24 protein-coding genes are annotated in these 24,173 nt (G+C 75.9%); 14 read left to right on the top strand and 10 right to left on the bottom strand.

Going from position 1 to position 24,173, the window contains the following annotated elements; translation table 11 throughout:
• Positions 1 to 159: 159 nt before the first annotated feature.
• Positions 160 to 564 (bottom strand): universal stress protein, encoded by a 405-nt coding sequence (locus JIG38_RS14080; RefSeq protein WP_199424453.1) that lies wholly within the window; start codon positions 562 to 564, stop codon positions 160 to 162.
• 231 nt (positions 565 to 795) lie between these two features.
• Here JIG38_RS14080 and clpB point away from each other — a divergent pair, with 231 nt between their 5' ends.
• Together clpB and JIG38_RS14070 are read left to right on the top strand one after the other, a co-directional pair.
• The gene (gene clpB / locus JIG38_RS14075; RefSeq protein WP_199424452.1) at positions 796 to 3,459 is read left to right on the top strand and encodes an ATP-dependent chaperone ClpB; all 2,664 of its coding nucleotides are present in this window, start codon (positions 796 to 798) and stop codon (positions 3,457 to 3,459) included.
• Positions 3,460 to 3,466: 7 nt separating this feature from the next.
• On the top strand, positions 3,467 to 4,111 hold the full coding sequence (locus JIG38_RS14070) for a TetR/AcrR family transcriptional regulator (RefSeq protein WP_199424451.1): 645 nt from the start codon (positions 3,467 to 3,469) through the stop codon (positions 4,109 to 4,111).
• On the opposite strand, the gene JIG38_RS14065 is transcribed toward JIG38_RS14070, so the two are convergent.
• Genes JIG38_RS14065 through JIG38_RS14055 form a run of 3 tightly spaced genes read right to left on the bottom strand, consistent with a single transcriptional unit; the run spans position 4,098 to position 6,384 of the window.
• Positions 4,098 to 4,670, bottom strand: coding sequence for a septum formation family protein (locus JIG38_RS14065; protein ID WP_199424450.1), 573 nt, complete (start codon positions 4,668 to 4,670; stop codon positions 4,098 to 4,100). The genes JIG38_RS14070 and JIG38_RS14065 overlap by 14 nt on opposite strands.
• A complete protein-coding gene (locus JIG38_RS21090) occupies positions 4,667 to 5,539 on the bottom strand; it encodes a DUF4190 domain-containing protein (protein WP_199424449.1) in 873 nt (290 codons plus the stop codon). The genes JIG38_RS14065 and JIG38_RS21090 overlap by 4 nt, the downstream gene beginning before the upstream one ends.
• 44 nt (positions 5,540 to 5,583) lie before the next feature.
• Entirely contained in the window at positions 5,584 to 6,384 is an 801-nt protein-coding gene (locus JIG38_RS14055; protein ID WP_199424448.1) for an exodeoxyribonuclease III, read from the bottom strand.
• Between the two features lie 120 nt (positions 6,385 to 6,504).
• On the opposite strand from JIG38_RS14055, the gene JIG38_RS14050 reads away from it, so the two are divergent.
• Together JIG38_RS14050 and pyrE are read left to right on the top strand one after the other, a co-directional pair.
• Positions 6,505 to 7,302, top strand: a complete 798-nt coding sequence (locus tag JIG38_RS14050) for an SDR family NAD(P)-dependent oxidoreductase (protein ID WP_199424447.1) — start codon at positions 6,505 to 6,507, stop codon at positions 7,300 to 7,302.
• Positions 7,303 to 7,420: 118 nt separating this feature from the next.
• On the top strand, positions 7,421 to 8,014 hold the full coding sequence (pyrE, locus tag JIG38_RS14045) for an orotate phosphoribosyltransferase (RefSeq protein ID WP_307844940.1): 594 nt from the start codon (positions 7,421 to 7,423) through the stop codon (positions 8,012 to 8,014).
• A gap of 42 nt (positions 8,015 to 8,056) precedes the next feature.
• On the opposite strand, the gene JIG38_RS14040 is transcribed toward pyrE, so the two are convergent.
• Genes JIG38_RS14040 through JIG38_RS14030 form a run of 3 tightly spaced genes read right to left on the bottom strand, consistent with a single transcriptional unit; the run spans position 8,057 to position 10,462 of the window.
• A complete protein-coding gene (locus JIG38_RS14040; protein ID WP_199424445.1) occupies positions 8,057 to 8,887 on the bottom strand; it encodes a YwiC-like family protein in 831 nt (276 codons plus the stop codon).
• 52 nt (positions 8,888 to 8,939) lie between these two features.
• Positions 8,940 to 9,728 (bottom strand): HAD-IIA family hydrolase, encoded by a 789-nt coding sequence (locus tag JIG38_RS14035; RefSeq protein ID WP_199424444.1) that lies wholly within the window; start codon positions 9,726 to 9,728, stop codon positions 8,940 to 8,942.
• Positions 9,725 to 10,462 (bottom strand): VTT domain-containing protein, encoded by a 738-nt coding sequence (locus tag JIG38_RS14030; protein WP_199424460.1) that lies wholly within the window; start codon positions 10,460 to 10,462, stop codon positions 9,725 to 9,727. The genes JIG38_RS14035 and JIG38_RS14030 overlap by 4 nt, the downstream gene beginning before the upstream one ends.
• A 114-nt stretch (positions 10,463 to 10,576) precedes the next feature.
• On the opposite strand from JIG38_RS14030, the gene JIG38_RS14025 reads away from it, so the two are divergent.
• From JIG38_RS14025 to JIG38_RS14010, 4 genes are all read left to right on the top strand, one after another.
• Complete coding sequence (locus tag JIG38_RS14025) at positions 10,577 to 11,533, top strand: ABC transporter ATP-binding protein (protein WP_199424443.1); 957 nt, start codon at positions 10,577 to 10,579, stop codon at positions 11,531 to 11,533.
• Complete coding sequence (locus JIG38_RS14020; RefSeq protein ID WP_199424442.1) at positions 11,530 to 12,816, top strand: ABC transporter permease; 1,287 nt, start codon at positions 11,530 to 11,532, stop codon at positions 12,814 to 12,816. The genes JIG38_RS14025 and JIG38_RS14020 overlap by 4 nt, the downstream gene beginning before the upstream one ends.
• 88 nt (positions 12,817 to 12,904) lie before the next feature.
• Entirely contained in the window at positions 12,905 to 13,483 is a 579-nt protein-coding gene (locus JIG38_RS14015; protein ID WP_199424441.1) for a hypothetical protein, read from the top strand.
• A gap of 59 nt (positions 13,484 to 13,542) precedes the next feature.
• Entirely contained in the window at positions 13,543 to 14,220 is a 678-nt protein-coding gene (locus tag JIG38_RS14010; protein WP_199424440.1) for a TrmH family RNA methyltransferase, read from the top strand.
• Positions 14,221 to 14,238: 18 nt separating this feature from the next.
• On the opposite strand, the gene JIG38_RS14005 is transcribed toward JIG38_RS14010, so the two are convergent.
• Entirely contained in the window at positions 14,239 to 15,243 is a 1,005-nt protein-coding gene (locus tag JIG38_RS14005; protein WP_199424439.1) for a DUF4916 domain-containing protein, read from the bottom strand.
• Positions 15,244 to 15,392: 149 nt separating this feature from the next.
• Between JIG38_RS14005 and fbaA the strand changes: the two genes are divergently transcribed.
• Positions 15,393 to 16,415: a class II fructose-bisphosphate aldolase gene (gene fbaA / locus JIG38_RS14000; RefSeq protein ID WP_199424438.1), complete on the top strand. Its 1,023-nt coding sequence runs from the start codon at positions 15,393 to 15,395 to the stop codon at positions 16,413 to 16,415.
• Positions 16,416 to 16,504: 89 nt separating this feature from the next.
• Here fbaA and JIG38_RS21085 read toward each other — a convergent pair whose 3' ends face one another.
• Complete coding sequence (locus JIG38_RS21085; protein WP_199424437.1) at positions 16,505 to 17,047, bottom strand: STAS domain-containing protein; 543 nt, start codon at positions 17,045 to 17,047, stop codon at positions 16,505 to 16,507.
• 92 nt (positions 17,048 to 17,139) lie between these two features.
• Here JIG38_RS21085 and JIG38_RS13990 point away from each other — a divergent pair, with 92 nt between their 5' ends.
• Positions 17,140 to 19,377, top strand: a complete 2,238-nt coding sequence (locus JIG38_RS13990) for an ATP-binding SpoIIE family protein phosphatase (protein ID WP_199424436.1) — start codon at positions 17,140 to 17,142, stop codon at positions 19,375 to 19,377.
• Between the two features lie 12 nt (positions 19,378 to 19,389).
• Here JIG38_RS13990 and JIG38_RS13985 read toward each other — a convergent pair whose 3' ends face one another.
• Positions 19,390 to 19,728 (bottom strand): STAS domain-containing protein, encoded by a 339-nt coding sequence (locus JIG38_RS13985; RefSeq protein WP_199424435.1) that lies wholly within the window; start codon positions 19,726 to 19,728, stop codon positions 19,390 to 19,392.
• A 112-nt stretch (positions 19,729 to 19,840) separates the two neighbouring features.
• Here JIG38_RS13985 and JIG38_RS13980 point away from each other — a divergent pair, with 112 nt between their 5' ends.
• The 4 genes from JIG38_RS13980 to JIG38_RS13965 all read left to right on the top strand — a co-directional run bounded on the left by JIG38_RS13980 (position 19,841) and on the right by JIG38_RS13965 (position 23,853).
• Positions 19,841 to 20,263, top strand: coding sequence for a DUF3151 domain-containing protein (locus tag JIG38_RS13980; RefSeq protein ID WP_199424434.1), 423 nt, complete (start codon positions 19,841 to 19,843; stop codon positions 20,261 to 20,263).
• A gap of 130 nt (positions 20,264 to 20,393) precedes the next feature.
• The gene (locus tag JIG38_RS13975; RefSeq protein WP_199424433.1) at positions 20,394 to 21,680 is read left to right on the top strand and encodes an adenylosuccinate synthase; all 1,287 of its coding nucleotides are present in this window, start codon (positions 20,394 to 20,396) and stop codon (positions 21,678 to 21,680) included.
• Between the two features lie 67 nt (positions 21,681 to 21,747).
• On the top strand, positions 21,748 to 23,022 hold the full coding sequence (purD, locus tag JIG38_RS13970) for a phosphoribosylamine--glycine ligase (protein WP_199424432.1): 1,275 nt from the start codon (positions 21,748 to 21,750) through the stop codon (positions 23,020 to 23,022).
• Positions 23,023 to 23,106: 84 nt separating this feature from the next.
• Positions 23,107 to 23,853 (top strand): L,D-transpeptidase, encoded by a 747-nt coding sequence (locus JIG38_RS13965; RefSeq protein WP_199424431.1) that lies wholly within the window; start codon positions 23,107 to 23,109, stop codon positions 23,851 to 23,853.
• Positions 23,854 to 24,173 lie beyond the last annotated feature (320 nt).

Below are 24,173 nucleotides of genomic sequence, written 5' to 3'. Positions count from 1 at the left end.
CCCCCGCGCCCCCCCCCCCCCGCCGGGGCCGCGGCCCCCTCCCGGGGTCGCTGGTCAGGACCAGCGACCCCGGCGGCGACCAGCGACCTCGGCGTCAGGGCGGGGCGGGGCGGTCGGCGCCCGGGGGTGCGGGAGTGCGGGTCGTGCGGGGTGCGGGCCTCAGGCCGCGCGCGGGGGCGCCTTGACGGCGAGCACGGGGCACGGGGCGTCGAGGAGGATCGCCTGCGAGCGGCTGCCGAGCAGCAGCTTGCCGACGGGGCTGCGGTGCCGCAGGCCGATGACCACGAGCTCGGCGTCGAGCTCGCCCGCCAGGCCCACGATCTCCTCCGCGGCGTCCTTGCCGCGGACCAGCTGGCGCAGCGTGTACGGCACGCCCGACTCGTCGAGCCGCCCCTGCACCGCCGCGACCTCGCGGTCGCTGGCGAAGGTGGCGCCGGACGGGTCGCTCGTGGGGGACACGTTGACGACGAGCAGCTCGGAGCCGCGCGTGCGGGCCGTGGTCAGGGCCTGGGCGAGGGCTGCCTCGCCCTCGGGCGTGGGCGTCCAGCCGACGATGATCGGCATGAAGGCCTCCTCTCGGGTCGGGGGCCGGGTCACGGCCGGTCCCATCATCCCGCCGTTTGCCACGGCCCGCACAGGACCAACGGCCGCCGACGAGCGGGCCCTCGCACGCGCTCGCGGACCAGAGTTGAGCGGAATAGACTCAACTCTGCGGAGGTTGCCCTGACACGGGCGGTCCCGCACCGCAGCAGCACCACGCCGCACGACCAGCAGGAGCACGGAGGCAGCACACCGATGGACCAGAAGTTCACGACCAAGTCGCAGGAGGCGCTCGCTGCGGCGATCCAGGCGGCGTCGGCCGCGGGCCACCCCCAGATCGAGCCCGTGCACGTGCTCCGCGCCCTGCTCGAGCAGCACGGTGGCGTCGCCGTCGGCCTGCTCGACGCGGTCGGCGTCGACCGCGCCGCGCTCGCCGGACGCCTCACCACCGCGGTCGCGACGCTGCCCGCCGCGTCCGGCGGCTCCGTCGCGCAGCCCGCGATCTCGCGCGCGACGTCGGCCGCGCTCACGGCCGCCGGCCAGGAGGCCCAGGCGCTCGGCGACGAGTACGTCTCGGCCGAGCACCTGCTCCTGGGCATCGCCGCGGGCAGCTCGCCCGCCGCCGAGGCGCTGCGCTCCGTCGGCGCGACGCGCGACGCGCTCGCCGCCGCCCTGCCCGCGGTCCGCGGGTCCGCGCGCGTGACGACGCCCGACCCCGAGGGCACCTACCAGGCGCTCGAGAAGTACGGCGTCGACCTCACGGCCGCCGCGGCCGAGGGCCGGCTGGACCCGGTCATCGGGCGCGACGCCGAGATCCGCCGCGTCGTGCAGGTGCTCTCGCGGCGCACCAAGAACAACCCCGTGCTCATCGGTGAGCCGGGCGTCGGCAAGACGGCCGTCGTCGAGGGCCTCGCGCAGCGCATCGTCGCCGGCGACGTGCCCGAGTCGCTGCGCGGCAAGCGCCTCATCGCGCTCGACCTCGCGTCGATGGTCGCGGGCGCCAAGTACCGCGGCGAGTTCGAGGAGCGGCTCAAGGCCGTGCTCGAGGAGATCAAGGGGTCCGACGGCGAGGTCGTCACCTTCATCGACGAGCTGCACACCGTCGTCGGGGCGGGTGCCGCCGAGGGCAGCATGGACGCGGGCAACATGCTCAAGCCCATGCTCGCGCGCGGCGAGCTGCGCATGGTCGGCGCGACGACGCTCGACGAGTTCCGCGAGCGCATCGAGAAGGACCCGGCGCTCGAGCGGCGGTTCCAGCAGGTCTTCGTCGGCGAGCCGTCGGTCGAGGACACCGTCGCGATCCTGCGCGGCCTCAAGGAGCGCTACGAGGCCCACCACAAGGTCGGCATCTCGGACGCCGCACTCGTGGCGGCCGCGACGCTCGCCGACCGCTACATCCCCGCGCGGCAGCTCCCCGACAAGGCCATCGACCTCGTCGACGAGGCCGCGTCCCGGCTCCGCATGGAGCTCGACTCCTCCCCGGTCGAGATCGACGCGCTCCGGCGCGCCGTCGACCGCCTCACCATGGAGGAGTCCTACCTGGCCGAGGCCGAGGCGGACGACCCCGCGTCGGCCGACCGGCTCGAGAAGCTGCGCGCCGAGCTCGCCGACAAGCGCGAGGAGCTGGCCGCCCTCACGTCGCGGTGGGAGCGCGAGAAGGCCGGGCAGAACCGCGTGGGCGAGCTGCGCGTGCGCCTCGACGAGCTCAAGGTCGCGGCCGAGCGGTCCCAGCGCGAGGGCGACCTCGCGACGGCGTCGCGCCTCCTCTACGGCGAGATCCCGGCGGTCGAGAAGCAGATCGCGGAGGCCGAGCAGGCGGAGCAGGCGCGTCCCGAGGGTGAGGGGCCGGCCGAGGCGCCGATGATCGCGGAGAAGGTCGGCACCGACGAGATCGCCGAGGTGGTCTCGGCCTGGACGGGCATCCCCACGGGCCGCCTGCTCGAGGGCGAGACGGCCAAGCTGCTGCGCATGGAGGAGGTGCTCGGCGAGCGCCTCATCGGGCAGGCCGCCGCGGTGTCCGCGGTGTCCGATGCTGTCCGCCGCTCGCGCGCGGGCGTCGCCGACCCCGACCGCCCCACGGGCTCGTTCCTGTTCCTCGGTCCCACGGGCGTCGGCAAGACGGAGCTCGCGAAGTCGCTCGCGGACTTCCTCTTCGACGACGAGCGCGCGATGGTCCGCATCGACATGTCGGAGTACGGCGAGAAGCACTCGGTCGCGCGCCTCGTCGGCGCCCCGCCCGGGTACGTCGGCTACGAGGAGGGCGGCCAGCTCACCGAGGCCGTGCGCCGCCGCCCCTACTCGGTGGTGCTCCTCGACGAGGTCGAGAAGGCGCACCCCGAGGTGTTCGACGTCCTGCTCCAGGTGCTCGACGACGGCCGCCTCACCGACGGCCAGGGCCGGACCGTCGACTTCCGCAACGTCATCCTCGTGCTCACCTCCAACCTCGGCTCGCAGTTCCTCGTCGACCCGCTGCTCGACGACGCCGCGAAGCGCGAGGCCGTCATGGGCGCCGTGCGCGCCGCGTTCAAGCCCGAGTTCCTCAACCGGCTCGACGACGTCGTCCTGTTCGACGCGCTCACGCTCGCCGAGCTCGGCTCGATCGTCGACCTGCAGGTCGCTCGCCTCGCCGAGCGGCTCGCGGACCGCCGGCTCTCGCTCGAGGTCACGCCCGCCGCGCGCGAGTGGCTCGCGATCGAGGGCTTCGACCCGGCGTACGGCGCGCGGCCGCTGCGCCGCCTCGTCCAGCGCGAGATCGGCGACCGCCTCGCGCGGATGCTGCTCTCGGGCGAGGTGCAGGACGGCGGCGCCGTGACGGTCGACCGCGACGCGGCCGACGGCGGCGGCCTCGTCGTCCGGCCGGGCGCGCGGGACGCCGTCCTGGTCGCGGGTGCCGAGCCGGGCGCGGCCGCTGCGGGATGATGCCCGGGTGAGCGCACTCGACGACGTCGCCGCGGTCGCCCCCCGACGCGGGTACGCGAAGGGCCGGGCGACCCGGCGGCACGTCGTCGAGGTCGCCACCGGGCTCTTCGGCGAGCTCGGGTACAGGTCGGCATCGCTGCGCGAGGTCGCGGCGCGCGCCGGGCTGACGCACCCCGGTCTGCTGCACCACTTCCCGACCAAGGCCGCGCTCCTGGCCGCCGTCCTCGAGCGGCGCGACGAGCTGGACTCCGAGCGCTACCTCCCGGGCACGGGCGACGGGCTCACCCAGCTGCGGGACCTGGTGCGGCTCGTCGAGCACAACGCCGAGGTGCCCGCGATCGTCGAGCTGCACGCGACGCTCTCGGCCGAGGCGGTCGACCCGGACCACCCCGCGCACGCGTGGTTCGTCGAGCGGTACGGCGCCACGCGCCGGCAGTTCACGGCGGTGCTCGAGCAGGCCGCGGCCGACGGCGTCCTCGTGCCCGGGGTCGACCCGGTCACGGCGGCGTCGGCGCTCGCCGCGCTCATGGACGGGCTCCAGGTGCAGTGGCTGCTCGACCGCGCCTCGGTCGACATGGCCGCCGTCGTCCGCGACCACGTGCAGCGGCTGCTGCGCGTCCCGCTCGACGGCGGACCGGTCAGTCCGTCGTGACCTCGTCGCCCGCCGCGAACGAGCCTCGCGCCTCGCCGGCGTCGAGCCACGCGAGGCACAGCCCGCGGCGGTCGCCCTGCGCCCAGCTCTCCTCGGAGGGCGACCACACCACCGCGCGGAAGCCTGCCGCGACCTGGGCCGAGTCCATCTCGCACGCCGCGGCCGCCTCGTCGTCGACGGCGCGCTGACCGGGCCAGGCGTCGGCCCGGAACGGGTGGACGCCGACGACCTCGGCGACGTGCGGGTCGGCGCAGGGCACGAGGTCCACCTGGCCGACCTCGCCGTCCGACGGCAGGCCCACGACGCAGTGGCCGACGTCGAGCTGGCGGCTGTGCGCCGACGTCGGACGGTCGACCTCGCCGAGCACGCGCGTCTGCATGCCCTGCCGCAGCACGACGACGCCCCACGCGGCCAGGCCGAGGACCAGCACGCCCGTGAGGACGAGCGCCACCACGAGCGGCGTCCGGCTGCGGCGCGGCGGCGCGGGGGCCGCCGGGCCCGACCAGCCGGGCGCGTAGTACGGCTCCTGCGGGTAGTAGCCGCCGCCGTTCGCGCTCACCGGAGGAACCCCTGCGGGTCGGACGCGATCGAGAGCACGACGAGCAGAGCGGCGACCGTGCCGATCGAGCCCGTGACGATGCCGGTGATCGCGAGCCCGCGGCCCCGGGTGCCGCGCGCCTTGATGCGCTGCAGCCCGGCGATCCCGAGCCCGAGCGCGACCGGCCCGACGAAGACGCCGATGCACGACAGGAGGCCGAGGACGCCGACGAGGAGCGAGGCGATCGACAGGCCGTCCTGCGGCGGGGGCGGCGCGGACCAGCCCGTGGCCGGCACCCCGTACGGCACCGGACCGCCGTACGGGGCGGCCGGGTAGGCGGCCGGCGGGTAGGGGGTCTGCGGGTAGGTGGTGGCCGGCGCCGCGGGGGACGAGGCGCCCGGGTGGCCCGGCTGCACGTGGACCGAGGTCGGGCCGGGGGCGCCGGGGTACGCACCCGGGTACCCGCCCGGCGCGCCGGGGTAGGGGCCGGGCGCGCCCGGGTACCCGCCCGGCGCGCCGGGGTACGGGCCGGAGGGGAACGTCGCGGGGCCCCGCTGCCACGGCGGCGGCGGCTCCTCCGCCTGGACCCCGAAGCCCTCGGCGGGGTAGGTCTCGTCGAGGTACCCGCCCCGGTGCGGCGCGGCCGACGGGTCGGTGCGTGGCGCGGACCACGAGCCCGCCACGGGCTCGTCCACGGGGCCCGGGCCCGTGGGCGCGGTCGGCCACAGCGGTGCGGGCTGGGGCGCTACGGGTGCGGTCACTGCGGGTGCGGTCACTGCGGGTGCGGTCACTGCGGGCGCGGTCACTGCGGGCTCGGGCTCTGCCGGCTGGGACGACGTCGGCTCGGGCGCGTCCCCCGGCGGGGGCGGCGGGGACCAGGGCGCGCTCACGCGGTGGACCCTAGCGGGCCGGCGAGGGTGGTCGCGCGCGCCACTCAGGCGACCTCGAGCACGACGGGCACGTGGTCGGAGGGGCCCGCGCCCTTGCGCTCCTGGCGGTCGATCGAGGCCCCCGTGACGCGCGCGGCGAGCGCCGGCGACGCCCAGGCGAAGTCGATCCGCAGGCCCTTGTTCTTCGGGAACGCGAGCTGCTTGTAGTCCCAGTACGTGTACGTGTGCTCGTCCGGGACGAAGACGCGCGAGACCTCGGTGTACCCGGCGTCGGCGAAGGCGGCGAACGCCTCGCGCTCGGGGGCGGTCACGTGGGTGTGCCCGTCGAACTCGGCGACGTCCCACACGTCCGTGTCGAGGGGGATGACGTTCCAGTCGCCGACGAGGGCGATCGGCGCGTGCGGGTCGCCGGTGGTCGGGTCGACCCAGCCGCGGGCGGCGTCGCGCAGCCGCGCGAGCCACTCGAGCTTGTAGACGTAGTGCGGGTCCCCGACCGCGCGGCCGTGCGGCACGTACAGGCTCCACACGCGCACGCCGCCGCACGTCGCGCCGAGCGCGCGCGCCTCGACCACGGGCGCCTCCCCGCCGAAGGTCGGCTGCCCGGGGAACCCCACCTCGACGTCGTCGAGCCCCACGCGGGAGGCGACCGCGACGCCGTTCCACTGGCTCACGCCCACGTGCGCGACCTCGTACCCCGCGGCCTCGAAGACCGAGTAGGGGAACTGGGCGTCGGCGCACTTGGTCTCCTGCATCGCCAGGACGTCCGTGCCCGTGCGCTCGAGCCACGCGGCCACGCGGTCGGCCCGCGCCCGGACGGAGTTGACGTTCCAGGTCGCGATCCGCATGCGCCGCACGCTACCGGCCGCCGCCGACGCCGGCCGGGCCGCCGCCTGCCGAGCAGGTGCCCGCGCCGCGTCCCCCCGTGGGTCCCGCGCCGCGAGGGCGGCCCACCGTAGGCTGGCCGCATGGCTACGGCACTGATCACCGGAGCGAGCGCCGGGCTGGGTCTGGAGTTCGCGTGGCAGCTCGCGACCGCCCGGCACGACGTCGTCCTCGTGGCCCGGGACGCGACCCGGCTCGACCGCCTCGCCGCGCAGCTGCGCGCTGCCGCGGGCGTCCGCGCCGAGGTGATCTCCGCGGACCTGGGCGTCCGGGACGACGTCGAGCGCGTGGCCGAGCGGCTGCGGGACCGGGACCGTCCTGTCGGCCTGCTCGTCAACAACGCCGGCTTCGGCCTCGGCCAGTCGTTCGTCGGGGGCGACCTCGCGGCCCACGAGCAGGCGCTGGACGTCATGGTGCGCGCCGTCATGGTGCTCTCGCACGCCGCCGTCGGGCCGATGGTCGAGCGCGGCCGCGGCGCGGTGCTCAACGTGTCGTCCGTGGCGGCGCTCACGGCGATGGGCACGTACTCGGCGCACAAGGCCTGGGTGCGCACGTTCACCGAGGGCCTCGCCGTCGAGCTGCGCGGGACGGGGGTCACGGCGACCGCCCTGTGCCCCGGCCTCGTGCACACCGAGTTCCACGAGCGGGCGGGCCTCGAGCGCGACGCGTACCCCCAGCTCGCGTGGCTCAACGCCGACGCGGTGGTGACCGCGGCGCTCGCCGACGTGCGTCGCGGCGCCGTCATCTCGACGCCCAGCCTGCGCTACGGGATCGCGGCCGAGGTGGCGCGCCTCCTGCCGCGCGCCGCGATCCGCGCGCTGTCGGGCGACCGCCGCGTGCGCGAGGCCGTGGTCGAGGTCGACGACCCCGAGGAGCACTGAGGCAAGGCATCACCCGGGCTGCCCACGGCCTGGCCCGGCGCCCGCGGGGCGGCGGGGCCGCCGCTAGCCTGGCGGCGTGACCTCTGCCGACGTGCCCCCTGCCGACGTGCCCTCAGCCGTGACCTCTGCCGACGACCTCGTCCTGCGACCCACCCCGCGCGAGCAGCTGCGCGACCTCGTCACCGAGCTCGCCGTCGTGCACGGACGCGTGACGCTGTCCTCGGGCCGCGAGGCCGACTACTACGTGGACCTGCGGCGCGTGACGCTGCACCACCGGGCCGCGCCGCTCGTCGGCCACGTCATGCTCGACCTGCTCGAGGAGGCCGGGCTCGGCGCCGGCGAGATCGACGCGGTGGGCGGCCTGACGCTCGGCGCCGACCCGGTCGCGACCGCGATCCTGCACGCCGCCGCGTCGCGCGGGCAGGACGTCGACGCGTTCGTCGTCCGCAAGGAGGCCAAGGCCCACGGCATGCAGCGGCGCATCGAGGGGCCCGACGTCGTCGGGCGGCGCGTCGTGGTGCTCGAGGACACGTCCACCACCGGCGCGTCGCCGATCGCCGCGGTCGAGGCCGCGCGGGAGGCGGGCGCCGAGGTGCTGGGCGTGGCCGTGATCGTGGACCGGGCCACGGGCGCTCGCGAGAAGATCGAGGCGCTCGGCGTCCCCTACCTGCACGCCTTCACGCTGGACGACCTCGGGCTCGCCGGCGCCTGACCCGGCGCAGCGGCGCGCGGCGAGGGGCGCGGAGGTCCTCCGTCAGGCCAGGAGCAGGACCAGGGCGAGCGCGGCCGACGCGGCGATCTCGCCGAGGCCCACCTGCTTCGGCGTCGCCGCCGGCCAGCGGCGGGGCACGACCGCGGCGCGCACGGCGAGCAGCACGGCGAGGACCGTGAGCCAGACGGCGAGCCGCAGGTCCCCGAGGCCGCCGGCCGCGGCGGCGACCGCCCAGGCTCCGGCGCCGGCGGCGAGCGCCCCGTGCAGCGCGACCGACGCCGCGTACATCCGCCGGTCGCCGCGCGCGCGGATCATCGTCTTGACGTAGGGCACGGTGCCGGCGAAGTACGCGAGCAGGACCCCGGCGAGCACCCACCCGTGAGGGTCGCCGCCACCCGGCAGCCAGGCGGGACCCGCGCCGGTCGGGACGGCTCCCGCGTGCGCCACCACGGCGAGCAGCGACGCCGCCGCGACCATGACGAGGTCGTTGGTGACGGTCCGGTCCGCGCGGCGCGCCACCAGGACCAGGCTCGTGGCGAGCAGCGGCGCGTAGACGAGGCCCCAGCGCAGCACGGCGGGCTCGCCGACGACGACGAGCGCACCGAGGACGGCCGTCGTCGCGGCGTACGCGCGGACCGGGGGCAGGTACCGGGGGCGGCGCCGGGACTTCAGCCAGAGGCCGACGGCGAAGTAGGCGAGGTACGCGCTCAGCCAGGCGGCGAGGAGCACGAGGTGCCACCACCGCACCCCCGCGTGCGCCGCGCCGACGACGGCCGGGAGCACGAGCATCGCCCACGCGCCGTGCTGGTTCGGCACCCAGCCGGGCCCGCGGCGACGTCGGCCCCGCGCCCGGGTCGGGACGGCGGTCACCATGGCCGCACCGTAGGCAGACCCCGCCGGGGCGCCCGGGACGAAGGTCCCGGCGTCAGACCAGCGCGACGAGGTCCGCGACCGAGTCCACGACGTGGCTCGGGCGGAAGGGGAAGCGGCGGATGTCGTCGGCGCGCGTCGAGCCCGTGAGCACGAGGTAGGTGAGCAGGCCCGCCTCCATGCCCGCGACGACGTCGGTGTCCATGCGGTCGCCGACCATCGCCGTGGTCTCGGAGTGGCCGTCGATCCGGTTGAGCGCGGACCGGAACATCATCGGGTTGGGCTTGCCGACGAAGTAGGGCTCGCGCCCCGTGGCGGCCGTGATCATCGCCGCCACCGACCCCGTCGCGGGCAGGTCGCCCTCGGCGCTCGGGCCCGTGACGTCCGGGTTGGTCGCGATGAACCGCGCGCCGCCCTGGATGAGGCGGATCGCCTTGGTGATCGCCTCGAAGGAGTAGGTGCGGGTCTCGCCGAGCACGACGTAGTCCGGGTCCGACTCGGTCAGCGTGTACCCGGCCTCGTAGAGCGCCGTCGTGAGGCCGGCCTCGCCGATCGCGTACGCCGAGCCGCCGGGGACCTGGTCGGCGAGGAAGTCCGCGGTCGCGAGCGCGGAGGTCCAGATCGCGTGCTCGGGGACGTCGATGCCTGACGCCGCGAGCCGCGCGCGCAGGTCGCGCGCCGTGAAGATCGAGTTGTTGGTGAGGACGAGGAACGGGCGGCCGGCGTCCTGCAGCGCCCGGACGAAGTCGGGTGCGCCGGGGATCGCGCGGCCCTCGTGGACGAGCACGCCGTCCATGTCGGTGAGCCAGGCGTGGATCTCGCGGTCCTGCGGCCGGTGCGTCATCCCTCGATGTCCTCGCGCGCGACGCGGCCGCGTTCGGCGGGCTCGTCGTACCGCGGGTCGCGCTTCTTGCTCCGCGCGCGCAGCAGCTCGACGGCGATCGGCAGCACGGAGAGCCCGACCACCCCGATGAGGATGATCTCGATGTTCTCCTTGATGAACGTCACGTTGCCGAGCAGGTAGCCGAGCACCGTGACGCCGACGCCCCAGAGCAGCGCGCCGACGACGTTGTAGGAGACGAAGTGCCGGTAGCGCATGTTGCCGACGCCCGCCGCGACCGGGGCGTACGTGCGCACGAAGGGGATGAACCGCGCCACGATGATCGTCCGGCCGCCGTAGCGGTCGAAGTACGCGTACGTCTGGTCGATGTACTGCTGCTTGAAGAAGCGCGAGTCGGGCTTGTTGAAGATCTTCGGCCCGGCCTTGCGGCCGATCGCGAACGCCACCTGGTCCCCGAGGAACGCGGCGAGGAAGAGGGACAGGCACAGCAGCCACAGCGGGACCTGCATGGTGTCCTGCGCGACGAGCATGCCCGCGGTGAACAGCAGGCTGTCGCCCGGCAGGAACGGGAAGAGCAGGCCGGTCTCGACGAAGACGACCAGGACGACGCCGATGAGCGCGTACGGGCCGAAGGACGCGATGAGCTTGTCCGCGTCGAGGAAGTCCGGTCCCAGCGTCGGCACCCGGCCGACGAGGGCGTCGGCGAGCACGGGGTCGGCGAGGAGGGAGGAGGCGATCACCGGCCCAGCCTACGGGGCGGCCCCGGACGCGGTCCGGGTGTCCCGCGCGCCCGGTGTGGTGACGCTGGGTAGGTTCGGTGCCGAGGGCCCTCGGGCCGGGGAGGAGCGCGCGTGGGCACCGAGCAGGACGAGCTCGCGCTCGTCGACGTCTGCCGCAGCTTCGACGGCAGGCCCGCGCTCACCGACGTGTCGTTCACGGTGCGGCCGGGGCGCACGACCGGGTTCGTCGGCGCGAACGGCGCCGGCAAGACGACGGCGATGCGCATCGTCGTGGGCGTCCTCGCGGCGGACTCGGGGCGCGTCGAGCTGGGTGGGCGACCGCTGACGCCCGCGGTCCGACGCCGCTTCGGGTACATGCCCGAGGAGCGCGGGCTCTACCCGAAGATGACGCTCGCCGACCAGCTCGTGTACCTCGGACGCGTGCACGGTCTCGACGCGGCGACCGCGCGACGGCGCACCGGGGCGCTGCTCGAGCGGCTCGGGCTCGCCGACCGCGCGCGGGACCTGCTCCAGACCCTCTCGCTCGGCAACCAGCAGCGCGTCCAGGTCGCGGCGGCGCTCGTGCACGACCCGGTGCTCCTCGTGCTCGACGAGCCGTTCTCGGGGCTCGACCCGCTCGCGGTCGACGCGATGGCGGCGCTCCTGCGGGAGCGCGCGGACGCCGGCGTCCCGGTCCTCTTCTCCTCGCACCAGCTCGAGCTCGTCGAGCGCCTGTGCGACGACGTCGTCATCGTCGACCGCGGGCGCGTGGTCGCGGCGGGCCCGGCCGAGCGGCTGCGCGCCGACCGCGCCGGACGGCGGCTGCGGGTCGTCGTGGACCCGGGCGTCGACGACGCGGGCGTGCGCGCGTCGGAGCCCGAGGGTGCGCCGACGGGCGTCGCCGCGTTCCTCGACCAGGTGCCCGGCGTCTCCGTGCGCAGCCAGACGGGGCACGTCGTGGTGGTCGACCTCGCCGAGGACGCGGACGACCAGGCGCTCCTCGCCGAGGCGCAGCGCCACGGCCGGGTCCGCGAGCTGACGCCCGTCCGGCCGTCGCTCGCCGAGATCTTCCGCGAGGTCGTCCGGTGAGCGGCGCGGACGACCGGGTGACCGTCGACGCGTCGCCGAGCGCGTGGTCCTCCGTGCGGGTTGTCGCCGCGCGCGAGATCGCGGTCAAGCTCCGCGACAAGGCGTTCCTCGGCTCGACCGCGTTCCTGCTCGTGCTCGTCACGGCGGCGACCGTGGTGCCCGTACTCCTGGGCCAGCAGACCCCGCAGCACCGCGTCGCGGTGCAGGGCAGCGCCGCGGCCGAGGTCGTCGACCTCGCCGCCGAGCTCGGTCGCCAGGCGCAGGAGCCCGATCCCGACGTGCCGCCCGCGCTCGCGCTGCTCGGCGCGGGCGGTCTGCCCGCGGCCGACCTGTGGCCCATCGAGGTCGAGCCCGACGCCGACGTCGAGCGCCTCGTGCGCGACGGCGACGTCTCGGCCGCCGTCGTGGGCGACGACGTCGTGGGGCTGCGCGTGCTCGGCGCGGAGTCCGTGCCCTACGAGGTCGGCGTGCTGGTGCGCGCCGCCGCGAGCGAGGTGCAGGTCGAGCGGGCCGCCGCCGAGGCCGGCCTCACCCCGGCCGCGGTCGCGGCGCTGACCAACCCGCAGCCGCCGTCGTCGACGCTGCTCGAGGCGCGGCCCGAGGGTGCGGTGCCGCCCGAGCTGCTCGTGCTCGTCTTCGCCTTCCTCTTCTACCTCTCGGTCCTCACGTTCGGGATGTCGATCGCGCAGAGCGTCGTCGAGGAGAAGCAGTCGCGCGTCGTCGAGCTGCTCGTCGCGGCGATGCCGGTGCGCCGGCTGCTCGCGGGCAAGGTCGTCGGCAACACGCTCATGGCCGTCGGGCAGGTCGTCGTCGTGGTCGGGGCGGGTCTGCTCGCGGCGACGGTCGCGGGCGAGGGCCAGCTGCTCGGGCAGGTGCTGCGCGCGTCGGGCTGGTTCGTCGTGTTCTTCCTCCTCGGCTTCGTCATGCTCGCGTGCCTCTGGGCGGGCGCGGGCGCGCTCGCGTCGCGCGTCGAGGACCTGCAGGCCACGACCGTCGTCATGCAGGTGCTCGTGATCGTGCCGTTCTTCGCCGCGGTCTTCGCGATCGACCCGGGTCCGACGCAGCGCGTGCTCTCCTACATCCCCTTCACCGCGCCCCTGCTCATGCCCGCGCGCGTCGTCCTGGGCAACGCCGCGCCCTGGGAGCCGTGGGTCGCGGCCGCCGTCGTGCTCGTGACCGCGGTCGCCTTCGTCGCGCTCGGCGCTCGCCTCTACGAGGGCTCGGTGCTGCACACGCGCTCGCGGCTGCGCGCGGCGCAGGCGTGGCGCGCCGCCCGCCGGTGACCGGCGCGCGCCCGCGGCGCGGGTCCACCCGGTCGGCGGATCGGCAGGCGCGCCCGCGTGTGCGACCGTGGGCGCAGGAGGTGTCCCCATGACCCCAGGCCGGACCCGTGCGCTCGGCGCGCTGAGCGCGGCGGTGCTCGTCGCCGTCCTCGCCGGACCGGTCGCCGCGGCGGTCGAGGGCGACCCCGCGCCCGAGGTCGAGGGCGTCGCACCCGTCGAGCCGGTCACCGCGCCCGCCGACGGCACCGAGGACGCGTCCGCCGAGGACGAGGGCACGGAGGACGAGGGCACGGAGGACGAGGGCACGGAGGACGAGGGCACGGAGGACGAGGGCACGGACGACGACCCTGCCGACGCGCCGGACGCCGACGAGGGCGAGGACGACGCGTCCGCCGGCATCGGCCACGCCTACGGCCGCGCGGAGCGCGCGGAGGGCACGGGTCTCGCCCGCGGTCACCTCGACCGGACGGGCTCGCCGAGCGACGTCGCGCCCGGCCAGGTGCGCAAGGCCGCCGAGGCTGACGCCGCCGAGGCTCCGGCGGAGCCGCCGTCCGAGGTGGTCACCCCCGAGGCCCCGGAGACGGGCGGCGGTGTGGGTCACACGCGGGCGCGCGGCAACGGGCACCAGGGTCAGAACGCCGGCCACGCGGCGGACCCCACCGGCTGACGGCGGCCGGTCGGGCGCACGACGTCGGACCGTGGTGCGACGTCGAGCAGACTGGCGCCGTGCCACCGACACCCGGCCCGGACCCGCGCCCCGACCACCCGACCGCCGACGACGGCGCACCCGAGGTCGGCGTCGGCCCGTGGCCCGGGGGCCGCGCGGCGTGGCCCGCGCTCGACGTCGACGGCGTGCGGCGGTACGACCCCGAGCTGCTCGAGCACGGGGACCGGCGCAACGTCGTGGACCGCTACCGCTACTGGACGCTCGAGGCCGTCGTCGCGGACCTCGACCTGCGGCGGCACCCGTTCCACGTCGCGGTCGAGAACTGGGCGCACGACCTCAACATCGGGTCCGTGGTGCGCACGGCCAACGCCTTCGCGGCGCAGGCGGTCCACGTCGTCGGCCGACGGCGCTGGAACCGGCGCGGCGCGATGGTCACCGACCGCTACCAGCACGTGCTGCACCACCCCGACGTCGCCGACCTGGTCGCGTGGGCGGCCGAGCGCGACCTGCCCGTGCTGGGCGTGGACAACCTGCCCGGCTCGGTCCCGCTCGAGGGCTACCCGCTGCCGCGCGCGTGCGTGCTGCTGTTCGGGCAGGAGTCGACGGGGCTGTCCGACGCGGCGCGCGCCGCGTGCGCCGACGTGCTGCACATCCGGCAGTTCGGCTCGACCCGCTCGATCAACGCGGGAGCCGCGGCGGCGATCGCGATGCACACGTGGGTCACGCTGCACGCCTGACGGCCCCCGCCACCCGCGTCAGCCCGACACCGCCCACGCGACCGCGGCCTGGACGGTGAGGAGCCAGGAGACGAGCCCGAACGCGACGAGCGCGGTGAACCACCAGTCGCGGCTCCGGTACCGCGCGAGCCGGTCCTGCAGGCCTCCGCTCCAGCTCGAGCGGTGGTGCCGCTGCGGGGCCGGGTCCGGGCGCGCGTGGACACGCGGCATCCCGCGACGGGTCTCCATCTCCAGGAGCGCCTCCGCGTCCGCGATCGCACCGACCGAGTGCTTCGACATGAGCTGGGCGCTGATGAGCGCGACCGCCGCCGAGAGCGCCGACGCGAGACCCCGCTGCCAGTGCTCCCCGTCGCCGAGGGCGATCGTGAGCAGGAACGCCATGGCCGTCATCGCGAGCGCGGGCGTCTGCCACATGAGCTCGTTGTGGGACACCTGGCGGGCGGCGAGGGCCTCGTAGGCCGCGAGGTGGTCGTTCTCGCCGGACGTCTCCACGGCGCGCTCGACCATCGCCGCCGTCCCCGGCCACAGGTGCTCCTCGGCCGGCACGGCGTCGACCGGGAACCACGAGAAGCGCCGCGCCTCGGTGCCGTGGGCGGCGACGTCGGCCGTTCCCACGGCCTCGGCGAGGTAGCACGACGCGATCGCGTGCTTCCGGGGGTCGACCCCCATCCCCGGACGCGCGTCCGGGAAGTACTCGCGGACCAGGTACGGCTCGGCGGCCACGGCGTCGCCGGCCAGGCCCACGAGGCTGGCCTCCAGGTGCCGGACCGCGCCGTCGCGGAGCGGCTCCCCCCGCAGGACGCGCCCGCCCACGTGGCACCAGCGGCGGCCCCACGGCGAGTCCCGCTCGATGAGGCCGACCCGGACGATGCGCCCGTCCCGCGCACGCACGACCGGCAGCACGTCGACGCACGCGATCGGCAGGTGCTCGCTCGCCCACCGCCACTGGTCGTCGGGGAGCACGGCGGGGGCGGCGCCCTCCGGGGCGGACGAGCCGGGCGGGGGCGGCGTGGGGTCGGGCACGCCCCAGTGTCCCAGCGTGGCGCCCGTCGGCGACCACGCGGGCGCCGCGCACCTCGCCCGCGACCAGGGGGCGAGAGGTCCTGACGGGGTCGCGCGTGCGCGTGACACCATGGGGCCGAACCACCCCCACGGACCGAGCAGGAGTCTCCATGCCCATCGCCACCCCCGAGGTCTACGCCGAGATGATCGACCGGGCGAAGGCAGGCGCGTTCGCCTACCCCGCCGTCAACATCACGTCGTCGCAGACGGTCACGGCGGCCCTCCAGGGCTTCGCCGAGGCGGAGTCGGACGGCATCATCCAGGTCTCCGTCGGTGGCGCCGAGTACGCGTCCGGCTCGACGGTCAAGGACCGCGTCTCCGGCACGCTCGCGCTCGCGGCCTACGCGGCCGAGGTCGCCAAGGGCTACGGCATCACGGTCGCCCTGCACACCGACCACTGCGTCAAGAAGAACCTCGACTCGTGGGTCCGCCCGCTGCTGGCCCACGAGGCCGAGCAGGTCAAGCGCGGCGAGAACCCGACCTTCCAGTCGCACATGTTCGACGGCTCGGACATCCCGCTCGAGGAGAACCTCGTCATCGCGGCGGAGCTGCTCGCGCTCTCGCAGGCGGCCCGCACGATCCTCGAGATCGAGGTCGGCGTCGTCGGCGGCGAGGAGGACGGCCACGAGGCCGAGATCAACGAGAAGCTCTACACGACGGCCGAGGACGGCCTCGCGACGGTCCGCGCGCTCGGCGCCGGCGAGAAGGGCCGCTACCTCACGGCGCTGACCTTCGGCAACGTGCACGGCGTGTACAAGCCGGGCGCCGTCAAGCTCCGCCCGTCGATCCTCGCGGACATCCAGAAGGCCGTCGGCGCCGAGATCGGCAAGGAGAACCCGTTCGACCTCGTCTTCCACGGTGGCTCGGGCTCGACCGAGGCCGAGATCGCCGAGGCCGTCGACAACGGCGTCATCAAGATGAACATCGACACCGACACGCAGTACGCGTTCACGCGCCCGGTGGTCGGCCACATGTTCAGCAACTACGACGGCGTCCTCAAGGTCGACGGCGAGGTCGGCAACAAGAAGGCCTACGACCCGCGTGCCTGGGGCAAGCTCGCCGAGGCGGGCATGGCCCAGCGCATCGTCGAGGCGTGCCAGCAGCTGCGCTCGGCGGGCAACAAGATCCGCTGAGCCCCGCTCACGACGAAGGCCGCCGCCCCTCGGGGCGGCGGCCTTCGTGCGTGGTGCCGTGGAGCGTGGTGCGCGCCGGCGGCGGTGCGTCAGGCGACGTCGTCCGGGCCGGGGGCGACCGTCTGCGGCGAGCGGCCGCCGGGTCCGATGGTCGGCAGGCCGTGGTTCTGCTGCGCCTGCTGCTCCGGCTCGTCGCCCGCCTCGGGGACGTCCGGGTCGTCGACGAGCTCGAGGAGCTCGCCGATCCGGGTCACCTGGAGCAGGAAGCGCACCGTCTCCGGGGCGCGCAGGATGCGGACCTTCTGGCTCGACCGCGTGGCGATCCGGGCGAGGAAGGCGATGCCCGAGGAGTCCATGAAGGTGACGTGCTGCGCGTCGATGTCGATGGGCAGGCCCGTCGCCTCGGCGTCGGACGTGGCCTCCGTGAGGTCGGCGGCGAGGTCGGCGTCCACCTCGCCCGAGAGCACGATGCGCGTACGGCCGTCCTGGACGATGACGTGCACGGAGGCGGGCTCGTTGGGGCCGTCGGTCGGGATCTCGCCGGTGGTGTCCTCGTCCTGCACGACCGACGGGTCCTGCGTGTCGGCGGGCTCGGCAGGCCCGTCCGGCGTCCGGCTGTTACCGTCGCGCACGTCGCTCCCTCCTACGTGTACCTCCACCGACGCCCCCGTCGGGCGTCCGGCTGCGGAGCGTTGGTGCGAACGCTAGACGATCGGAGGCGGTGATGGTCAACCGGGGGCCGGTGGGCCCGACCGACGACCACCCGTCGGGCCCCACCCTCGCCGACCTCGTCGCAGTCCCCACGGCCCCCCTGGCGGCGCCGCTGGCCGACGCCCTCGCGGAGGTCCGGGACCGGGCGCTGCGGGACACGGACGTCTCGTTCGTCATCACCGACGCGACCGCGCCCCACACGCCCATCGTGTGGGTCAACGACGCGTTCACCCGGACCACCGGGTACGCGGTCGAGGAGGTGCTCGGCCGCAACCCGAGCCTGCTGCACGGGCCGGCCACCGACCTCGTCGAGGCCGGGCGGATGACCCACGCCGTCGCGGAGGGGCGCGCGTGCACGGTCACGGTGCTCAACTACCGCCGCGACGGCAGCCCGTTCTGGAACCAGGTCTCGATCTCGCCCGTGCGCGACGACGCGGGCACGGTGACCCACTGGGTCGGCATCCAGGTGGACGTCACCGAGCAGGTGCGGTTCGCGCAGACCCAGCAGCAGTCCATCGCGGTCGAGCGCCGCGCACGCACGGGCCTCGCGCTCGTGTCCCAGGTCTCCGACCTGCTCTCCGACCTGGACGACCCCTACGTGCTGCGCTCCATCGCGTCGCTGCTGCGGGCGCAGGTCGTGGACTGGGCCGCCTTCTTCGTGGCCGACCGTGGCCTGCGCGCCGCCCACGGCATCGACCCCGGCTTCCGCGAGAGCGCGTCGACCCACCGGCGCCGCCCGGTCGACCACGTCGACGGGCCGCCCCCGCCGGACCCGGTCCAGGACCTGCTCGACGGCGCGTCCGCCGGTCCCGTCGAGCTGCGCCTGGGCGTCGAGCACGGCGGCCCGACGACGGCGTGGCTCGCCGCGCACCTCGCGGTCGCGCTGCGCAGCCGGCCCGACGGCGCCTCGGCGCCGCACCAGGTCGTCGTGCACGGGATCCCGGGGCGGCGCCGCAGCCAGGGCGTGCTCGTCACCGTGCCGCGCGGCGGCCGCGGCCTCGCCGCGCTCGACGAGAGCGACCTCACGGTCCTCGACCTCGTGGTGCGCCGGGTCGGCGTCGCGATCGACAACGTGCGGCTCTACGCGCGCGAGCACCGGCTCGCCGAGACCCTCCAGCGCGCCATGCTGCCCGAGCAGGCCGAGGTCGAGGGTCTCGACGTGTGGACGTACTACGCCCCGAGCTCGGGTCACGCGCAGGTCGGCGGGGACTGGTACGACGTGCTCCAGCTCTCGGCCGAGCAGGTCGCCGTCGTCATCGGCGACGTCGTCGGGCACGACGTCGAGGCCGCCGCCGCCATGGGTCAGCTCCGGTCGGTCGTGCGCTCCTACGCGTTCGACGGCGGTCACCCGGGCCCGGTCCTGGACCGTGTCGACCAGCTCGTCGGCGGGATGCGCATGGCGCGCTCCGCGTCCCTCGTCCTCGCCGTGCTCGAGCGCGCGGACGAGGGCGGGTGGACCATGCGCTACTCGCGCGCCGGGCACCTGCCCCCGCTGCTCGCGCGCGACGGCGACGTGGTGCAGCTCGCCGACGCGGGCGGCGCGATGGTCGGCTTCGGCGTGGCGCCCCGGCTCTCGGGCGAGGTCGCGCTGCGCCCCGGCGACGTCCTCGTCTTCTACACGGACGGCCTCATCGAGCGGCGCGACCGGACCCTGCGCGACGGCCTGACCTCGCTCGTCGAGGCGGCCTCGCACGTCGGCGCGACGGACGCGGCGGGCGTGGGGGAGGAGCTGCTCGCCCGGCTCGCGGACGGCCCCGAGGACGACGTCGCCGTCGTCGTCGTGCGCGTGCCGGGGGACCCGGCCGGTGCGCGCGCCGACGGCGCGACCGCGCCGCGGGCGACGGGCGAGGCCCCCCGCCGGCGGCGCTGGTCCATGCCGAGCGAGGCCGCGTCGATCGCCCGCGCCCGGCACGCGGTGACGCGGACGTGCGAGGCGTGGGACCTGCCCGGCGCGCGCAGCGCCGAGCTCGTCGTCTCCGAGCTCGTCGCGAACGCGGTGCTGCACGGATGGGGCCACGTCGTCCTGCGGCTCTTCGACACCGGCGAGGGCCTGCGGATCGAGGTCGAGGACGCGAACCCCGCGCCGCCCGTCGCCACCGACGGCCACCACGGGCGGGTCGGCGGCTACGGCATGCAGATCGTCGAGCGCCTCGCGGACTGGGGCTGGCGGCCCTCGGGCGCGGGCAAGCTCGTGTGGGCCCGGGTGCGCCCGTCGCCGTTCGCCGAGACGCCGCCCCCGCCACCCGCCTGAGGCGGGTCGGGCTCAGACGCGGGCGGTCTGGATCGGCGGGCAGGCGTGCTCGGGGTCGAGGCGGAACAGGGGCAGCGCGCCGCACACCTCGAGCACGAAGAGCTCGCGCTCGTCGACGCCCCGCAGCACCGTGGCGCCGCCGCGCTTGCGGCCCGAGTCGGCGAGCGAGATGAGGAACGCGGCGCCGGTCGAGTCCATGAACGTCACGCGGCACATGTCGACGACGAGCAGCTGACGCCTCAGGCCCGTGACGCGCGCGGTGATCTCGGGGAACTGGTCGCGCTCGGCGAGGTCGAGGTCGCCCGAGATGGTGAGGGTCGTCGTCGCCGGTGACATGGCGATCTCGATCATGGGGAGGGCTCCGATGCGTGGCGGGGGGTGCCGGGCTCGACTGTAGCCACGGGCCTCGCCGGTCGCACGCCCCGCGGTGGGAGGGCGCCCCCGCGCACTGCAGGATGGGCGCATGTCCCACGAGAACCTGCTCGGCGGCCCCGCCCCGACGCTCCTGCCCGCCGACCACCCCGACACCGCGGCCCGCGCCGCGCTCGCGACGTCCGGGCCGCGCGACGTCGCGCGCGCCCTGCCCGCGTCGAGCCTCGCGTGGGCGCTGCTCGCGGAGGAGGAGCTCGGTCACGACGACGTCGCCGCCTACGCCTACGCGCGCACCGGGTACCACCGCGGGCTCGACAGCCTGCGCCGGGCGGGCTGGCGCGGCACCGGTCCGGTGCCCGTCGTGCACGAGCCGAACCAGGGCTTCCTGCGCGCGCTGCTCGCGCTCGCGCAGGCGGCCGCGGCGATCGGCGAGGCCGAGGAGGCGGAGCGCTGCACGACGTTCCTCGCCGACTGCGGGACGAGCGCCGACGAGGTCGCCGCGCTCCGGCGCTGACGGCCCGTCCGACGCCGGGTCCGCCGCCCGTCCGACGTCCACCCGCCACGCGCTCCGGTAACCTCGTGGGGGCGCGTGGCCGGTGGGGGCGTGCGCGCCGCCTCCCAGCCCGTCGAACGAAGGACCGTCCATGCCAGCCGTCGTCGTGCTCGGCGCCCAGTGGGGCGACGAGGGCAAGGGCAAGGCCACCGACCAGCTCGGCTCCCGGGTCGACCACGTCGTGAAGTTCAACGGCGGCAACAACGCGGGCCACACCGTCGTCATCGACGGCGAGAAGTACGCGCTGCACCTGCTGCCCTCGGGCATCCTCTCGCCGGGCGTCGTCCCGGTGATCGGCAACGGCGTCGTCATCGACCTCGAGGTCCTGTTCCGCGAGATCGACGCGCTCGAGGCGCGCGGCGTCGACACCTCGAAGCTCCTCGTCTCGTCGAGCGCGCACATCATCGCGGGCTACAACCGGACGATCGACAAGGTCACCGAGCGCTTCCTCGGCAAGCGCCGCATCGGCACGACGGGCCGCGGCATCGGCCCCACGTACGCCGACAAGATCAGCCGCGTCGGCATCCGCGTCCAGGACCTCTTCGACGAGCACATCCTGCGGCAGAAGGTCGAGGGCGCCCTCGACCAGAAGAACCACCTGCTCGTGAAGGTCTACAACCGCCGCGCGATCACGGTCGACGAGACGGTCGCCGAGCTGCTCGCCTACGCCGAGCGCCTGCGGCCCATGGTCACCGACACCTCGCTCGTGCTCAACCAGGCCCTCGACGCGGGCCGCACCGTCCTCTTCGAGGCGGGTCAGGCGACCATGCTCGACGTCGACCACGGCACCTACCCGTTCGTCACGTCCTCGTCCGCGACCGCGGGCGGCGCGTGCACCGGCTCGGGCGTCGGCCCGACGCGCATCGACCGCGTCGTCGGCGTCATCAAGGCGTACACGACGCGCGTCGGCGAGGGGCCCTTCCCGACCGAGCTCCTCGACGAGATGGGCGAGCGCCTGCGCAAGACGGGCGGCGAGTACGGCACGACCACGGGCCGGCCGCGCCGCTGCGGCTGGTACGACGCCGTCGTCGCGCGCTACGCGGGCCGCGTCAACGGGCTCACCGACCTCGTCCTCACCAAGCTCGACGTGCTCACGGGCCTGGAGAAGGTGCCCGTGTGCGTCGCGTACGACGTGAACGGCGTGCGCCACGACGAGATGCCCGTCGACCAGAGCGACTTCCACCACGCGGTCCCGGTCTACGAGGAGCTCGACGGGTGGTGGGAGGACATCTCGGAGTGCCGTGAGTTCTCCGACCTGCCGGTGAACGCGCAGCGCTACGTCCTCGCGCTCGAGGAGATGTCGGGCACCCGGATCTCGGGCATCGGCGTCGGCCCCGGTCGCGAGGCCACGATCGTCCGCCACGACCTGCTGTCCTGACGCCCCTCCCGCCCGCTCGCCGGGGGACGCCCGCGCCCCCCGCCCGCACCTCCTAGGCTGGCCGACCGTGAAGATCCTCGTCATCGGTTCGGGCGCGCGCGAGCACGCCGTCGTCCTCGCGCTCGCCGGCGGCCCCGACGGCACCCCGACCGGCCACGAGCTCCACGCGGCGCCCGGCAACCCGGGGATCGCGGCGCACGCGCGCCTGCACGCGCTCGACCCGATGCACCCGGTGGCCGTGGGCGACCTCGCCGCCCGGCTCGAGGTCGACCTCGTCGTCGTGGGGCCCGAGGGGCCGCTCGTCGCGGGCGCGGCCGACGCCGTCCGCGCGGCCGGCATCCCGTGCTTCGGGCCGAGCGCCGCGGCCGCCGCGCTCGAGGGCTCGAAGGCGTTCGCCAAGGACGTCATGGCGGCGGCGGGCGTGCCGACCGCGATGGCGCACGTCTGCACGACGCCCGACGAGGTCGCCGACGCCCTCGACGCGTTCGGCGCGCCCTACGTCGTCAAGGACGACGGCCTCGCGGCCGGCAAGGGCGTGGTGGTGACGTCCGACCGGGCCGAGGCGCTCGCGCACGGCGCCGCGTGCCTCGCGCGCGGCGGCGACGCGCAGGTGGTCGTCGAGGAGTACCTCGACGGTCCCGAGGTCTCCCTGTTCTGCCTGAGCGACGGGTCCACGGTGGTGCCGCTGGCCCCGGCGCAGGACTTCAAGCGTGCGCACGACGGCGACGAGGGCCCCAACACGGGCGGGATGGGCGCCTACTCGCCGCTCCCGTGGGCCCCGGCCGGGCTGGTCGACGAGGTGCTCGAGCGCGTCGCGCAGCCGACCGTCGACGAGATGCGCCACCGCGGCACGCCGTTCGTCGGCGTCCTCTACTGCGGCCTCGCGCTCACAGGGCGCGGCGTGCGCGTCGTCGAGTTCAACGCTCGCTTCGGCGACCCGGAGACGCAGGTGGTCCTCGCGCGCCTCGCGAGCCCTCTCGCCGACGAGCTGCTCGCGGCCGCGACCGGCCGCCTCGACCAGCAGCCGCGGCTGCGCTGGCGCGACGACGCCGCGGTGACGGTCGTCGTCGCGGCGCACGGCTACCCGGCCACCGTGCGCACGGGCGACCCGATCAGCGGCGTCGACGACGCCGACGCGCTGCCGGGCGTCCACGTCCTCCACGCGGGAACCGCGACGGTCGACGACGCGCTCGTCTCCGCCGGCGGCCGCGTCCTGTCGGTCGTCGGCCGCGGGCCGGACGTCGAGGCCGCGCGCGCCGCCGCGTACGCGGGCGTCGACCGGATCGCGCTCGAGGGCTCGCACCACCGCGGCGACATCGCCGCGCGCATGCCGGAGCTCTGAGTCCTGGCACGGCACGACCCGCGGCCCGCGGACGCGGACGGGTGGGGCCTCGCGGACGGGCGCGGACGGGGTCTCGCGGCGGCCGTGACGGCCGCGCTCGCCGCTGTCCTCGCGGTGGTCCTCGCGGCGTGCTCGGCGCCGGCGCCGGAGCCCGCGCCCAGCACGCCCCCGCCCACGACGGCGGCGAGCCCGAGCCCCACCCCGAGCCCCACGCCCACCGGCCCGCCGCCGTCGATCCTGGCGACCGCGCTCGCGCCGTCCCTCGAGCTCTTCGTCGACGCCGCGACGCCGACGCCCGCCGGGACGCTCACGGCGGCCGAGGTGACCTCGATGCCCGAGGTCCCGCTGACGCTGCTGGTCACGGCGCAGGACGGCGACCGCGTGCAGGTCCTCGTCCCCACGACGGGTGCGACCGCGTGGGTCGCGGCCGGCGCCGTCGCCCTCTCGGCGACGACGCTGCGCGTCGAGGTGCGGCTCGCCGAGCACCTGCTGCGCGTCGAGGACGCGGGCGAGGTCGTCCTCGAGGTCCCGGTCGCGCTCGGCGCGACGGGGGTGCCCGCCCCGGGGCGGTACTCGGTGACCGAGCTCCTCAGCCCGCCCGCGGGCGGCTCGCGGCTCGGCGCGCTCGCGTACGGGCTGTCCGGGTCGCCGCCGCTCCTCGCGCAGTTCGCGTCCGGCGCGGAGCCCAGCGGCATCCACGGCGGCGCGTCGGCCGCCGAGCTCGGCACGGACGGCGTCGGCGGGGGAGTGCGCCTGCTCGACGCCGACGTCCTGCGCCTCGCGAACGAGGTGGGCCTGCCCCTCGGCGCCCCGGTCGACGTCGTGCCCTGACGTCGCAGGACGCGAGCCCGGCGGGACGCGAGACCGACGGGACACGAGCCCGGTGGGACGCGAGACCGACGAGACGCGAGCCCGGCGAGTCGCACCTGCGCGCACCCGCGCTGCTGCGCGAGACGTGCGGCGCACGGTGCAGGAGTGACGCACGGGACCCCGTCGGCCGGTGACCGACCCGCATGAGCCCCAGACGTCACCCGCGCCGCACATCCCGGCGGCGGGGAGCGAGGCGATGGCCGGGCGGAGCCGTCCGGGCGGCCCCGGCCCGCGGCGACGCCACGCGCCAGGTCCCGCATGGACACCCCGTCCGCTGCGGC

It is taken from the genome of Actinotalea solisilvae, assembly GCF_016464425.1.
In the GTDB taxonomy this organism is placed as follows: domain Bacteria; phylum Actinomycetota; class Actinomycetes; order Actinomycetales; family Cellulomonadaceae; genus Actinotalea; species Actinotalea solisilvae.
This window is presented reverse-complemented; position numbering and strand designations above follow the sequence as displayed.

Excerpts from the sequence above, each read along its gene's own strand:
- JIG38_RS14080 (WP_199424453.1), bottom strand. The coding sequence starts at position 564 with ATGCCGATCATCGTCGGCTGGACGCCCACGCCCGAGGGCGAGGCAGCC.
- clpB (WP_199424452.1), top strand. The coding sequence starts at position 796 with ATGGACCAGAAGTTCACGACCAAGTCGCAGGAGGCGCTCGCTGCGGCG.
- JIG38_RS14055 (WP_199424448.1), bottom strand. The coding sequence starts at position 6,384 with ATGCGGATCGCGACCTGGAACGTCAACTCCGTCCGGGCGCGGGCCGAC.
- JIG38_RS14050 (WP_199424447.1), top strand. The coding sequence starts at position 6,505 with ATGGCTACGGCACTGATCACCGGAGCGAGCGCCGGGCTGGGTCTGGAG.
- JIG38_RS14040 (WP_199424445.1), bottom strand. The coding sequence starts at position 8,887 with ATGGTGACCGCCGTCCCGACCCGGGCGCGGGGCCGACGTCGCCGCGGG.
- JIG38_RS14035 (WP_199424444.1), bottom strand. The coding sequence starts at position 9,728 with ATGACGCACCGGCCGCAGGACCGCGAGATCCACGCCTGGCTCACCGAC.
- JIG38_RS14015 (WP_199424441.1), top strand. The coding sequence starts at position 12,905 with ATGACCCCAGGCCGGACCCGTGCGCTCGGCGCGCTGAGCGCGGCGGTG.
- fbaA (WP_199424438.1), top strand. The coding sequence starts at position 15,393 with ATGCCCATCGCCACCCCCGAGGTCTACGCCGAGATGATCGACCGGGCG.
- JIG38_RS13990 (WP_199424436.1), top strand. The coding sequence starts at position 17,140 with ATGGTCAACCGGGGGCCGGTGGGCCCGACCGACGACCACCCGTCGGGC.
- JIG38_RS13985 (WP_199424435.1), bottom strand. The coding sequence starts at position 19,728 with ATGATCGAGATCGCCATGTCACCGGCGACGACGACCCTCACCATCTCG.
- JIG38_RS13980 (WP_199424434.1), top strand. The coding sequence starts at position 19,841 with ATGTCCCACGAGAACCTGCTCGGCGGCCCCGCCCCGACGCTCCTGCCC.
- JIG38_RS13975 (WP_199424433.1), top strand. The coding sequence starts at position 20,394 with ATGCCAGCCGTCGTCGTGCTCGGCGCCCAGTGGGGCGACGAGGGCAAG.